This window comes from Pseudoalteromonas sp. S3260 (assembly GCF_005886925.1).
Lineage (GTDB): Bacteria > Pseudomonadota > Gammaproteobacteria > Enterobacterales > Alteromonadaceae > Pseudoalteromonas > Pseudoalteromonas tetraodonis.
Genome location: NZ_PNCV01000052.1, coordinates 1 through 14,051, shown reverse-complemented (window position 1 = coordinate 14,051; position 14,051 = coordinate 1). Strand labels below are relative to the sequence as shown.

Below are 14,051 nucleotides of genomic sequence, written 5' to 3'. Positions count from 1 at the left end.
TATTATCCAGAGTTCAGGTTATCTAGCTTCTTACGATTTATTTCCCTCGAACAGGCTACATTATGGTTCTTCAATGGCTTAATTCCAAAGCTCATCCGCACGCATTAAAGCGTCTTTAAGTTTTTGTGTAAATGTGATGGATTTTATTGGCATTAAGATACTTATCTATACTGATAGTATCATTTAGTATTTTAATTATAGCCAATTCGCCCTAATTAAATTTGATGTCACAAATGCGACCTTAAGTTTCTCTCTTGGCTTTTGGCTCACACTCGATATTCATATATGCTTCCAGGTTATAAGTCTAATTCAAATTTGAGTATTTTGATTAACTGTAAGCTATCCGTCGTTTTTTTAAGAGGTGCACAAAAAAGCAATCAAAATGATTTCATCATATTGATTGCTCCTTTTTTCTATTTCGGCTAATGTACCGTGATTAAAACTTGGTTTTATTAGACTATGAAGCTAGAAAATTTGACCCATTCACAACGCGAGCGCCTTGCTTTTATTGACTTTAGCCTTGAGTTTTTTGGTCAAATAGCAAGAGCCGACCTTATCCAAAAATTTAAAACTGGTTTAGCGTCGTGTACGCGCGACTTAGCGCTATATAAAGAATTAGCACCAGGCAATGCGGTGCTGATGCACGAGAATAAGCGCTATATTCGCTCAGAGGGCTTCAGAGCCGTTTTTAATCATAACCCTGAATTTGTGCTTAATACATTAGCAAAAGGCTTTGGTGATGGCTTCTCGGTGCCACAAGAACGCTCTGAGGTATGTTTTGATGCAATTCGATTAGTTCACCCTAAGCCGAACGTTGTTTCGGCTATCGTAAGAGCAATCTATACACACTCTGCAATTAAGTGCCAGTATGAGTCGCTAACCAGTGGCACAACTCAACGAGAGCTAGTACCTCATGCCATTGTTAATAATGGGCACCGCTGGCATGTGCGCGCTTACGATCGAAAAAGCGGTGAGTTTAGAGACTTTGTCTGCACACGATTTGAGCGCGTCGAATTAATTACAGATGCACCAAAAAATAATGAATTAGCTGATAGAGACACAGCATGGAATACCTTATGTGAGTTGCAATTAGTACCACACCCAAAGCTCATTCATAGCAGAGCAATTGAAATGGATTATGGCATGATTGATGGTGTACTCACACTAAAAGTCAGAGCAGCATTAGCAGAGTATTTACTCCGACAGTGGAATGTTGATTGTACTAATGAGGCAACATTAACTAGTGGTGAGTACCAATTACATTTAAAAAATAAAAATAGCTTGGTTGATTTAATCGACTTTTCTATAGCGCCAAGTCAATAACACATTGCAATATACGGCTTAAAACCGTTGTCGCTCATGCACTTGAAAGCATTGACTGATACAAATCAGATTGAACAAATTAATAACAAGGACTTAAAATATATGACCACAACCAACCAAATCAATCAGGACGATATTAACAAAGCGGTGTGGAACGCCTGCGACACCTTCCGTGGTGTTATTAGTGCCGATACTTATAAAGACTTCATTCTGACCATGCTGTTCTTAAAGTATATTTCTGATGTTTATAAAGACGAATACAACAAACTGGTTGCTCAATATGGTGATAACCCTGAGCTGATCCACGCCATGATGTCTAAGCAGCGCTTTGTATTACCAGAAGGCGCGAGCTTTTGGGATTTATACGAAAAGCGCTACGAAGCAGGTAACGGCGAGCGTATTGATAAAGCGTTACATTCACTCGAAGAAGCTAACGGCAGTAAGCTTAAAAATGTATTCCAAGACATCAGCTTTAACACCGACCGCTTAGGCCAAGAAAAACAAAAGAACGATTTACTACGCCACTTACTAGAAGACTTTGGTAAAGACATTTTAAACCTAAGCACAGAGCGTGTAGGCAGTTTAGATATTATCGGTAACGCCTATGAATACCTTATTAAACATTTTGCCGCAGGCAGTGGCGCGACCGCTGGTGAATACTACACCCCGCCTGAGGTCTCAACCCTTTTAGCCACCGTTTTAGAGCCCGTTGAGGGCGACCAAATATGTGACCCATGTACGGGCAGTGGCTCACTGCTATTAAAATGTGGCGCTATGGTGCGTAAAAACTCAGGTTCAAAAAAATACGCCTTATTTGGGCAAGAAGCCATTGGCTCTACATGGGCACTTGCCAAAATGAATATGTTCCTCCACGGTGAAGATAACCACCGCATTGAATGGGGCGACACCATTCGTAACCCACTGCTACTTGATAAAGACGGCAACGGCTTACTGCACTTTGATGTAGTAACAGCGAACCCGCCGTTTAGCTTGGATAAATGGGGTCATGATGATGCCAGCAACGACCCGTATGGGCGCTTTAGACGGGGCATTCCACCAAAAACCAAAGGTGATTATGCGTTTATCAGCCACATGATTGAAACACTTAAACCTGCTAATTCTTCAGGGAAAGGTGGCCGTATGGCAGTCGTAGTGCCACATGGTGTGTTATTTCGTGCATCGAGCGAGGGTAAAATACGTAAGCAGCTGATTGAAGAAAACTTGCTAGACACCGTTATTGGCCTGCCAGAAAAGCTGTTTTTTGGTACAGGCATTCCCGCAGCGATTTTGATATTTAAAAAGCACAAAACAGACAAAAACGTATTGTTTATAGATGCCAGCCGTGAGTTTAAATCAGGCAAAAACCAAAACCAGTTAACTGACGAAAACATTCAAAAAATCATCGACACCTACAAGGCTCGTGAAAGTGTAGATAAATACGCATACCTTGCCAGTTTTGATGAAATTGCCGAAAACGACTTTAACCTCAACATCCCTCGTTATGTTGATACCTTTGAAGAAGAAGCTGAAATTGATTTAGTGGCAGTACGCACTGAGCGTGTACAGCTAAAAAATGAGCTGCAAACCCTTGAGTTCGAGATGGAAGGCTACTTGAAGGAGTTGGGTTATGGTGCCTAATGGATTTCAGCATATAAATGGGTTAGGTAATTTTCCTTCTGATTGGCAGGTAAAGTCTGCCGACTGCGTTACAACAAAAATCACTAAAGGTACTACTCCACCCAAAAGTGAGATTGTTCAGGACTCTAATATTCCCTTTTTAAGGGTAAATAATTTGAGTTTTAATGGCCGCCTAAATTCATCGTCCGAAATGCTTTTTGTTTCCAGTGATGCTCACGAAGGCTTTTTAGCTCGCTCAATAGCTTATCCCGACGATATTCTTATGAATATTGTAGGCCCTCCTTTGGGCAAAATATCAATGCTTGATAAACAATACGATTCGTACAACATGAATCAAGCAATAGTAATTTATAGAACTTCACCTGAGCACATTGATAAATATTACTTTTTAAAGTTTTTGACCAGTGAACTCGCACAACAATGGTTACAATCAAGATCAAAAAAAACATCTGGTCAGCAGAATCTGACTATTCAATTGTGTAAAGAGCTTCCTGTTCCAGTTCCCCCTCTCCCAGAACAACGTAAAATCGCCAAAATCCTATCCACTTGGGATAAAGCGATTAGCACCACCGAGCGCCTAATCGACAACAGCAAACAGCAGAAAAAAGCCCTAATGCAACAACTGCTCACGGGTAAAAAGCGCCTACTTGATGATTCAGGTAGAGCGTTTAAGGAAGAGTGGGAAGAGGTTAAGTTGGGCGATGCCTGTTCAAAAGTTACTGATGGTGCCCACCATAGTCCACAAAGTGTTGAAGTTGGTTACCCCATGTTTTCAGTGAAAGATATGAGACCAACAGGCTTCGCTGAAAATACAGCTAGACATATCAGTGAGAGGGATTTTAAAGCCTTGGAAAAGCAAAACTGTAAGCCAGAGATTAATGATATTTTGATAGCGAAAGATGGCTCTATTTTAAAATACTGTTTTGTTGTGAAAGAGGAAATTCAAGGCGTAATTTTATCCTCAATAGCTTTATTGAGACCAAAGCTAAACATAATTTCCCCGCATTTTATTGCTCAATATTTTTCACAAGATTCAGTAAAATTCTTTGTAGGCAAAGCGCTGACTTCTGGTTCGGGGGTTCCTCGAATTATTCTTAAAGATTTTAAAGGGATTCACATTAGAATTCCTAGCTTATGCGAGCAACAGAAAATAGCCACTGTACTAGCTAATGCTGATCAAGAAATCGAACTATTAGAACAACAACATGCCGATTTAAAACAAGAGAAAAAAGCGTTAATGCAGCAGTTGTTAACGGGTAAGCGTAGAGTTAAAGTAGAGCAAACTGATTTAAAGGCAAATTAATGGAAATTAAAAAATTAACTTTACATAATGTAGGCCGCTTTAATGAGTTAGAGGTGCCGTTAGCACCTTATGGTAGTTACAACGGAAACGTAACCGTTTTGGTTGGTAATAATGGCTCTGGTAAAACATCTATTCTAAAAGCGTTAGCTACATCATTAAGTTGGTTGTCTGCCCGAATTCAAAGTGAGACGGGTAAAGGAAGTCCGTTACCAGAGCTTGTCGTAAAAAATGGTTACCCATCAGCAGCTATTGACCTTGAGGTTTTTAACCATTGCGCTGGGGATATTGAACAAGGTGATTTAGAGTCATATGACGAAAATTATTTCTTCTGGCGAATAGCTAAAGCTAAAAAAGGCCGTAAAGGCGATCATAAAAGTGATTACGCTGGCGTAACCGCTCTCGCGGATTTTTACAGAGAAAAAATTACTAATTTTGATAAATCTTCTTTACCTCTGGTTGCATTTTATTCAGTTGAGAGAGTTGTAGTTGATATACCTTTAAAAATTCGAGGGAAGCACACATTTCACCAACTTGACGGATATGACAAATCGTTAACTCAAGGCGTAGATTTTAGGCGTTTTTTTGAGTGGTTTAGAGACCGTGAAGATACGGAAAATGAATCAGGGCTGTCTGATGAAGTATTAGAACAACTGCGAAGTGTTTTAGGCGATGATAACGATACTTGGGCTAAGCTAAGTCAGCTAAAGGCATCTAGCCGAGACAGACAGTTAACAGCAGTTCGTAAAGCAATTTATAAATTTATGCCTGACTTTTCAAACTTAAAAGTTAGACGAAAACCAAGACTGCATATGTCTATCGATAAAGGTGATGAGTCATTTGATGTTGCTCAACTTTCACAAGGTGAAAAATCATTAATGGCTTTAATTGGAGACATAGCTCGCAGGTTAGCGGTTATGAACCCCGACCTTGAAAATCCTCTTCAAGGCGACGGTATTGTTTTAATTGATGAAGTAGATATGCATTTACATCCTAAGTGGCAGCGCACTTTAATTACTCAATTAACTCATACTTTCCCTAAATGCCAATTTGTTTTGACGACGCATTCACCTCTAGTGATAAGCGATAGCAAAAACGTACTGACTTACCTTATTGGAAAAGATGAAGTTAAACCTTTACCGCCGCTGTTTGGCTTAGATGCGAATACTGTATTACTTGAAATTATGGATACAGATATACGTAACTCCGATATAAGTGAGATGTTAAGTGATTTACTCGATTCAATACATGATTCAAATATTGAAAAAGCACACACGCAATTAAATAAATTAGAACAAGCTCTTCCCTCTAATAATCTGGAGCTATCTAAAGCTAGATTATTACTTAAAAAGCAGGAGCTAAAAATTGCGAAAAATAACTAAAAGAGTGGGCTTTGAGCCACCAAGCCTTAGTAATTTTAAAAGAACGCAACCACTTGCTAAATACAGTGATTTAGAAGCACCTGAAAGAAATGATATTCGAATAGAGTGCGCAAAAGAACAATATTTTTTATGTGCTTATTGCTCAAAGCAAATTACTGGAACAAATCAAGACTCAATGAATGAGCATGTTGAAGCAAGGCGTATTGCACCTAATCGTAGTCTAGATTTTACTAATATAGTTGCGAGTTGCACAACACCAAGGCAATGCGATGATTCTCACGGTTCACAGCCACTGCCTTTGACTCCTTTTATGGGGGCTTGCGAAACCGAACTGCAATTTAAGTTAAGTGGGCGGGTCGTTGGCCTCAGCGACAGAGCTATTGAAACTATAAGAGTATTAAACTTAGGTGATACTTTAACAAACAACCGCTCCCTTATTGAACAGCGAAAACAAATAACAGAGTCATTACTTTGGGCTAATGGCATAGACCCTAGTGAAGGACTAGAAGATGATGAGCTAATTGATTCAGTTTTAGCTGATATTTCAACCCCCAAAGATGGAAAACTAGAAGCATTTTCACCTGTATTGGTGAATATACTTAAACAATGGATTGATTAATGTTGCATGAAAATAATGTAACACCTGACTTTGAAGAAGAGTCTAGCGCAAAAATTCTCACGCTCGCTCTTTGAATATCAATGAGATTAGATCCCCAGTAGAGCCACGATCTTATGTTAATCGCTAACTCAATGTTGTGAAGATTTTAAAACAGAGCTAGTGACTTCACTACACAACCATCAAGTTCGTACACTAGAATCAGCCAATGAGCAGGCAAGTAATATTAATTAGGCAGTAAAGGATTAAGAATTAATGAATAAAATATTAATGACAGGCCACTTAGGATTGATTGGCCGTCATTTATCCCCCCTATTATCTCAACTAGGTTATGAAGTAGTTGGTTTTGATATTGCTGATGGAACAGGCGATATTTGTAATACATGGCAGTTAACCCAAGCACTCAATGAATGCTGTGGAGTAATACATTTAGCGGCTGTTTCACGCGTTGTATGGGCGCAGAACGAACCTGAAAAGTGCTGGCAAACTAATGCATTGGCTAGTGAACAACTTCTTAAATTAGCGGCAAATAGTACACATAAACCTTGGGTACTGGTTGCCAGTAGCCGCGAGGTTTATGGCGAGCCAAAAACTTTACCCGTCACAGAAACAATGCCTTTAGTACCCGTTAACATTTATGGCCGCTCTAAGCTTTACATGGAAGATGCCGCTTTAAGCGCACGAAGTGCAGGTATTAATACCGCCATTGTGAGGTTAGCGAATGTGTATGGCTGCACGCTTGATCATAAAGATAGAGTATTACCTGCATTTAGCAAAAATGCCGTTTTAGGCGTTGATTTACGAGTTGATGGCTTTGAGCATTTATTTGATTTTACCCATGTAGATGACACCGTAGCAGGTTTAGTCAAAGCTATTACATTGCTGAGTGAAGGTGAAAAACAATTACCACCTATTCATTTATTACCAGGGCATGGCACAACCTTAAAACAAGCGGCACACATGGCGATTAAGGCCGCAGATAGCTCTTCAACTATTGTTGAGGCAGCGTCTCGTGCTTACGATGTGGCTCGCTTTATTGGCGACCCGTCTCGTGCTAAATCGCTACTAGGTTGGCACGCGAGTGTTTTGCCTGAACAAGGGATTGCAAGGTTAGTTGACGCATATAATAAAAAATTAAAATTAGGAGCGCATTCGTGAAAATATTAAAAGTAATACATGGCTACCCTATGTTGTATAACGCGGGTTCGGAAGTTTATTCTCAAACTATTTGTAATGGATTGGTTAAAAAAGGGCATGAGGTTCGTGTATTTACCCGTGAAGAAGATGCATTTAGACCAGATGGCGACATAAGAATTAGCCACGATGCTGACGTGCCTGAAATTGCACTACATCTTGTTAATAACCCACGCCACAGAGATAGGTATCGCTTAGCAATTATTGACCAAAAATTTGCCGAGTTATTAGATGAGTATTGCCCAGATATTGTGCATATTGGTCATTTGAATCATTTATCAACCTCTTTGGTGTTTGAAGCCAAAAAGCGCAATATTCCTGTTGTTTATACGTTGCACGATTACTGGTTAATGTGCCCTCGTGGGCAGTTTATGCAAATGCACTCTGCTGACGATAATCTGTGGGCTGCATGTGATGGGCAAGAAAATAAAAAATGTGCCACACAATGTTATGCCCGTTACTTTTCGGGTGATAAAGAAGAGTTAGACCAAGACATTGCTTATTGGGAAAACTGGGTTGAACGCAGAATGCGCCACGTAAAAGAGGTTGTTGAGCAAGTTGACTTGTTTATTTCGCCTGCAAAATATTTAAAAAACCGCTACGAAAAAGACTTTGGTTTACCAACCGATAAAAGCATTTACTTAGATTACGGTTTTGATCGTTCTCGTATGTTAGGCCGTGTTCGTAATGAAGGTGAACCTTTTACCTTTGGCTATATTGGTACGCATATTCCGGCTAAGGGTATTCACCAGTTAATTGAGGCATTTGGCAAAATAAAAGGCGATGCTATTTTACGTATTTGGGGCCGCGATAGAGGTCAAGATTCACGTGCATTGCGTGCTATAGCGGCGACATTACCACCAGAAAAACAAAACAGTATTCAATGGATGCCAGAGTATAAAAACCAGCACATTGCTGTTGATGTATTTAGCAAAACCGATGCGATTGTAACGCCTTCAGTTTGGGTTGAGAACTCTCCGCTTGTGATACATGAAGCGCAACAGTCTAGAGTACCTGTGATTACCGCTAACGATGGCGGTATGGGTGAGTACGTTATAGATGGTGTAAACGGCCTGACCTATGAGCATAGAAATGTTGATGCTCTAGCTGAAAAAATGCAGGTGTTTGTTGATGACCCACAGTATGCAAGACAACTTGGAGAAAAGGGCTACGCATTTAGTGACGATGGAGAAATTCCATGCATAGACCAGCATATTATTGATTTAGAGGCTTGCTACAAGGAGTTAATGCAGTGAGGGAAACCGATTTTTGGCGTATTACCTTAGACACTAACCCTGATACCTGTAATTTAAACTGTGTTATGTGTGAGGATCATTCGCCTTATTCTGATAGCCCTAAATTGCGTAAGCAGCAAGGACGATTGCGCCCTAATATGGATAGGGTGATGCTTGAGCAGGTGATCCGCGATGCGGCGGCAATAGGCATTAAAGAAGTGATCCCCTCAACAATGGGAGAACCTTTACTATACCCGCATTTTGATGTGTTTTTAGATTTATGCCATGAGTTGGGGTTATCGTTAAATTTAACCACTAATGGCACCTTCCCAAGCCCAGATAAACACCACAATGTTGAATACTGGGCTAATCGTATTGTGCCTATTGGTAGTGATGTAAAAATTTCGTGGAATGGGGCAACCGACGCCACTCACAGTAACATTATGCTTGGAGCTCAATTAAGCGAACATATTGAAAATGCGAAACGCTTTATTGCCGTTAGAGACAGCTGGGCCGAGCGTCATTATTGTTCAATAACAATGCAGTTAACGTTCTTACGCAGCAACTTAGAGGAAATTCCTCAAATGGTTGACCTTGCTATTGCACTAGGGTTTGACCGCATCAAAGGTCACCAGTTATGGGCGCACTTTGATGAAATTGCAACTGAAAATTTACGTAACGATATTGTATTTGCAGCGCGTTGGAATCAAATAGTTAAGTATTGCCATGAGCGTGTGGAATTACATAATAAAACCGCAATAAGACCTTTTAAACTGGATAACTTTTCTGAGCTACACATAGATAATTTAGACGATATAGCACCGAATGGCCGCTGCCCATTTTTAGGTAAAGAGATTTGGATTGATCCATCGGGTCGTTTTAATGTGTGTTGTGCGCCTGATCAAGAGCGTAAATCATTAGGGGAATTTGGCTCGGTTGCCGAGTCGTCACTCTCAGACTTAGCACAGAGTGAGCAGTATGTTGAGTTGATGAATACATATCAAGATCACCCTTTGTGTAAGCAGTGCACTATGAGGCGCGTGTAATGAGTATATTAACTAAACTCTCTGTTTCGGATGATGGTAGATATCACACTTTTGTTGATGGCACCCCAGCTTACTCTGCACGCTTTGATGAAGTCTTATCATTTCATGACATAGACAACACTTATCAGGTTGCGCCTGTTTGTTTAAATAGCCAAGCGTGGCACATAAACGAAACAGGCGAAGCAATTTACCCGCACAAATTTAATCGTACTTTTGGTTTTTACTGTGGCTTAGCTGCTGTAGTAGAGAACGATGATTGGTTTCATATATTACCAAATGGTTTTGCTGCTTATGCACAGCGTTATGCCTTTGCTGGTAATTATCAACAAAGTATTGCTGTTGTATGTAATAAGGACGGTTTTTACTTTCATATTGATAAATTAGGCCAGCCTCTTTATGAAAATAAGTGGTTGTATTGTGGCGATTTTAGAGAAGGTATTGCCGTTGCTCAGGCTGAAAATGGCCTGAGTACGCACATTGATAAGCAAGGTCGGTTTATTCATTCATACTGGTTTTTAGACTTGGATGTTTTTCATAAGGGATTTGCAAGAGCCAAAAGCGATGATGGTTGGCATCACATTGATAAAAGTGGCAAACCTATTTACGCACAGCGCTACGCAAGTGTAGAGCCGTTTTATAATGGGTTTTCGCGCGTTGAAACACACTCTGGCGCACTGCAAATAATTAACGAACAAGGCGATGTGGTTAGAGAGCTTAGAGCTGCAAATAACGATGACTTTGGAGCTTTATCTGCTGATATGGTTGGTTACTGGCGAACTTTTACTATTGCGGCCGCCGCTGATTTAAAAGTATTTGACTACTTACCTAACAACACAGCTCAATTAGCCATACAAACAAACACATTAGAAAAACGGTTAACTCGCCTGCTTAATGCCCTAGGTGAGTTGGGGTTGGTAAAATGTGAACAACACATTTGGCATGTATTACCCAAAGGGGCTTTTTTAAATACAAGCCATGCTATATCGCTTGCCAGCGCTGCGATAGAGTATCGTGGTGAGTTAATGCAAAGATGGCATAACCTCACGCAATTAATGCAAGAAGACATTAAAACTGATGACATTTTTAAACAAGTGAGTTTGTCAGAAGAACATACTGAAAGACATCACAATATGCTGCGCAGCTACGCATTGAAAGACTATAAAGAACTTGTTTGTTATTTAGATATTGAAAGAGGCGATGTTGTTTTTGATGCTGCGGGAGGCAATGGTTTATTAGCACAGCTTGTTCTTGATAAGTTCCCCTCTTCAAATGTGATTTTGGGTGACCTTGAAGGTGTTGTTGATTCTAGCGACTTTAGTAATAAGATAGCCTTTGACCTTTTTAAAACATGGCCCACTAAAGTAGACAAAATAATATTGGCGCGTGTGCTTCATGACTGGAACGATACCGATGCTTTGCAAATTCTTTTAAATGCAGCGGACACATTACAAAATAATGGTGCGATTTATGTGTTTGAAATGTTACTTGATGAGTACAGTTTTGGTGGCTCTCTCTGCGATTTACATTTACTTACAGTGACAGGTGGACAAGAAAGGACGCAAGGCCAATTTGAAGCGCTATTTAAAAAAGCAGGGCTTTGCATTGATTCGGTTATTAAGATAGATGGCTTAGTAACTGTAATGAAGTTAATACGGACATAAATAAATGAAAAGAATACTCATTGTAAGACATGCTGCTCGGCCCGATATTTTACCTAACACCGTGGGTAATGATGTAATGCTAACTGATGAAGGTATTGAGCAGAGTAAATTATTTGCTTCACTAATAAGCGGTCAAGTATTGAGTATTAAAACCAGCCCTATTGGCCGATGTGTTCAAACAGCCGAACTAATAGCTCAGGCCACTCATTTTAAACTTGATGATATAGAGCAGTGCCGCTTATTAGGTGACCCTGGTTTTATTATTAAAGATGGTGACTTAGCTTGGCAACATTGGCTGAAAAAAGGTCATGAAGCCGTAAATTTACATTTGCTTTCGGGTACTGAATCATGGGATGGTTTTTATGACTTAAACGATTCGGTAGCACGTATTTTTAGTGATATTAAAGAGCTGTTAAGTAACTCAGCAGATGGAGTGCATTTATGGGTTACTCACGACACCATATTAGCCACCTTAGCGGCTCGTATTGGAGACAAGCGATTAACGCTTCAAGATTGGCCTAACTTTTTGGGTTACTTGGAAATAACGTTAAGTGATGACCAAATACATGTAAGTTATTCGCAAAAACCTAACTTGGTAGGCGATGCAATATAAGGATGATTAGGCACAATGACAACCATTAAGTTTCAAGAAGAATTTAGCGCAAAAATTCCTGCGCTCACGTTGCTGACTAACTTAGGCTATACGTTTATTCCACCAAGTGAGTGTGAAGCTCTTCGCGTGAACACGTTAGCAAGTAACAAAAAAAGCACCCATCAGGTGGTGTTGTTACCTGTAATGCGTGCCTTTTTAGCCAAACAGACATTTTCGTTTGCAGGTAAGCAGCATACGCTCTCAGGAGCGGCCATTGATAAGGTAATGCATGAGCTGAACCCTGCCATGAACCTAGGGCTAAAAGCCGCTAACGAGAAAATTTATGATGCGCTAATGTATGGCGTGAGTGTGACTGAATTTATTGATGGTAAGAAAGCCTCGCCCACTATTAAGCTGATTGATTGGCATAATATTGATAACAATGCCTTTCATTGTACCGAAGAATTAGTAGTACAAAATGCCGAGGGTACGGGCAACCGCAGACCGGACATTGTGTGTTTTGTAAATGGTTTGCCATTAGTGGTGATTGAGGCAAAACGCCCCGATTCAAACAAAGAGGGTAAATCGACCAATGCTGAGGCAATCTCTCAGCATATTCGTAACCAAAAACAGGATGAAATACCGCATTTATATGCCTACAGCCAGTTATTGTTAGCCATAAACGGGCATGAGGGCTTGTATGCAACGTGCGGCACCCCTGAGAAGTTTTGGGCAAAGTGGAAAGAAGAACATATACCGGAAGCTGAGTTTGTAAGGCTTAAAAACCATACATTGCGTGATGCGCAATTAAATGCACTGTTTAATCATCGCCCTGCAAAAGATAAAACAGATTACCAGTCGCTTATTGCCGCAGGTGAGCTGACAGTAACCGACCAAGACAGGCTGATTGTAAGTTTATTACGCCCTGAACGCCTACTGGATATGACCCGCCTGTTTACCTTATTTGATAAAAAAGCAGGCAAGATAGTTGCTCGATACCAGCAGGTGTTTGGTATAAAAGCACTTATTGAGCGCATAAACACCTTCGATGACACTGGCGCTCGTGAAGGTGGTGTGATTTGGCACACCACAGGTAGCGGCAAGTCATTTACTATGGTGTTTTTATCAAAAGCGCTTATTTGGCTTGAAGAGCTAGCGCAGTGCCGCGTAATTATTGTGACTGACCGCGTTGATTTAGAAGACCAGTTGAGCCGTACGTTTGCTTCTGGTGGTGTACTCACCGACCGCGATAAAAAAGATGCGATGGCGACCACAGGTAAGCGTTTGGCCGAGCAAATTGGTCAAGGTAACGAACGGGTTATTTTCTCGATCATTAATAAGTTTGGCTCTGCCATAAAACACAAAGACTGCTACAACGACAGCCCTAATATAATTGTGTTAGTGGATGAAGGCCACCGCAGCCAAAACGGTGAAAATAATATCCGTATGCAGCAAACCCTGCCTAAAGCTGCTTTTATCGCCTTTACAGGTACGCCGCTATTAAAAGACGATAAGACCGAAAACAAGTTTGGTAAAATCATTCACTCTTACACGATGCAGCAAGCGGTTGAAGATAAAACCGTGACCCCATTGCTGTATGAAGAACGTATTCCTGAGCTAAATGTTAACGATAAGGCGATTGATGCATGGTTTGATCGTAGTACCAGTAAGCTGAGCGACAAACAGAAAACAGATTTAAAAAGAAAGTTTTCACAAAAAGGTCAAATATATCAAACAGCCGATCGCATTATGTTAATTGCTTATGATATTGCCGACCATTTTCAAAATTTTAAACACCAAGGTTTAAAAGGCCAGCTAGCCTGTGACTCTAAAGCCTCTGCAATACGCTACAAAGAGGCATTAGATAAAATTGGCACCGTTACATCAGTTGTGGCAATGTCGGCTCCTGACACGCGGGAGGGGCATGATGTAGTTGATCAAGAAAGCAAAGACATTGTGCAAAACTGGTGGAAAGCCAATGTTGATAAGATGGATGAAAAAGCCTACACCAAAGCCATTATTGAAGACTTTGGTAGAGACGATGGCCCTGACATCATGATAGTG

The 14,051-nt window shown here is 40.4% G+C and carries 11 protein-coding genes; all 11 read left to right on the top strand.

The genetic code is table 11. The features are described from left to right. Nucleotides 1–459: 459 nt before the first annotated feature. Nucleotides 460–1,323, top strand: a complete 864-nt coding sequence (locus CWC14_RS09990) for a WYL domain-containing protein (protein WP_138562707.1) — start codon at nucleotides 460–462, stop codon at nucleotides 1,321–1,323. A 102-nt stretch (nucleotides 1,324–1,425) separates the two neighbouring features. After that, complete coding sequence (locus CWC14_RS09985) at nucleotides 1,426–2,961, top strand: type I restriction-modification system subunit M (protein ID WP_138562705.1); 1,536 nt, start codon at nucleotides 1,426–1,428, stop codon at nucleotides 2,959–2,961. After that, entirely contained in the window at nucleotides 2,951–4,264 is a 1,314-nt protein-coding gene (locus tag CWC14_RS09980) for a restriction endonuclease subunit S (protein WP_138562703.1), read from the top strand. Before CWC14_RS09985 ends, CWC14_RS09980 begins: the two co-directional genes overlap by 11 nt. After that, nucleotides 4,264–5,643, top strand: coding sequence for an AAA family ATPase (locus CWC14_RS09975; RefSeq protein ID WP_138562701.1), 1,380 nt, complete (start codon nucleotides 4,264–4,266; stop codon nucleotides 5,641–5,643). Before CWC14_RS09980 ends, CWC14_RS09975 begins: the two co-directional genes overlap by 1 nt. After that, nucleotides 5,627–6,262: an HNH endonuclease family protein gene (locus tag CWC14_RS09970; RefSeq protein ID WP_138562699.1), complete on the top strand. Its 636-nt coding sequence runs from the start codon at nucleotides 5,627–5,629 to the stop codon at nucleotides 6,260–6,262. The genes CWC14_RS09975 and CWC14_RS09970 overlap by 17 nt, the downstream gene beginning before the upstream one ends. 252 nt (nucleotides 6,263–6,514) lie before the next feature. Next, a complete protein-coding gene (locus tag CWC14_RS09965; RefSeq protein ID WP_138562697.1) occupies nucleotides 6,515–7,417 on the top strand; it encodes an NAD-dependent epimerase/dehydratase family protein in 903 nt (300 codons plus the stop codon). Next, nucleotides 7,414–8,709, top strand: coding sequence for a glycosyltransferase (locus CWC14_RS19415; protein ID WP_138562695.1), 1,296 nt, complete (start codon nucleotides 7,414–7,416; stop codon nucleotides 8,707–8,709). Before CWC14_RS09965 ends, CWC14_RS19415 begins: the two co-directional genes overlap by 4 nt. Next, nucleotides 8,706–9,734, top strand: coding sequence for a radical SAM protein (locus CWC14_RS19410; protein WP_138562693.1), 1,029 nt, complete (start codon nucleotides 8,706–8,708; stop codon nucleotides 9,732–9,734). The genes CWC14_RS19415 and CWC14_RS19410 overlap by 4 nt, the downstream gene beginning before the upstream one ends. Then, nucleotides 9,734–11,395: a methyltransferase gene (locus tag CWC14_RS09950; protein ID WP_138562691.1), complete on the top strand. Its 1,662-nt coding sequence runs from the start codon at nucleotides 9,734–9,736 to the stop codon at nucleotides 11,393–11,395. Before CWC14_RS19410 ends, CWC14_RS09950 begins: the two co-directional genes overlap by 1 nt. A 4-nt stretch (nucleotides 11,396–11,399) precedes the next feature. Next, the gene (locus CWC14_RS09945) at nucleotides 11,400–12,008 is read left to right on the top strand and encodes a histidine phosphatase family protein (protein WP_138562689.1); all 609 of its coding nucleotides are present in this window, start codon (nucleotides 11,400–11,402) and stop codon (nucleotides 12,006–12,008) included. 15 nt (nucleotides 12,009–12,023) lie between these two features. Then, nucleotides 12,024–14,051: type I restriction endonuclease subunit R (locus CWC14_RS09940; protein WP_138562687.1), on the top strand; the 2,028-nt coding region annotated here is incomplete at its 3' end.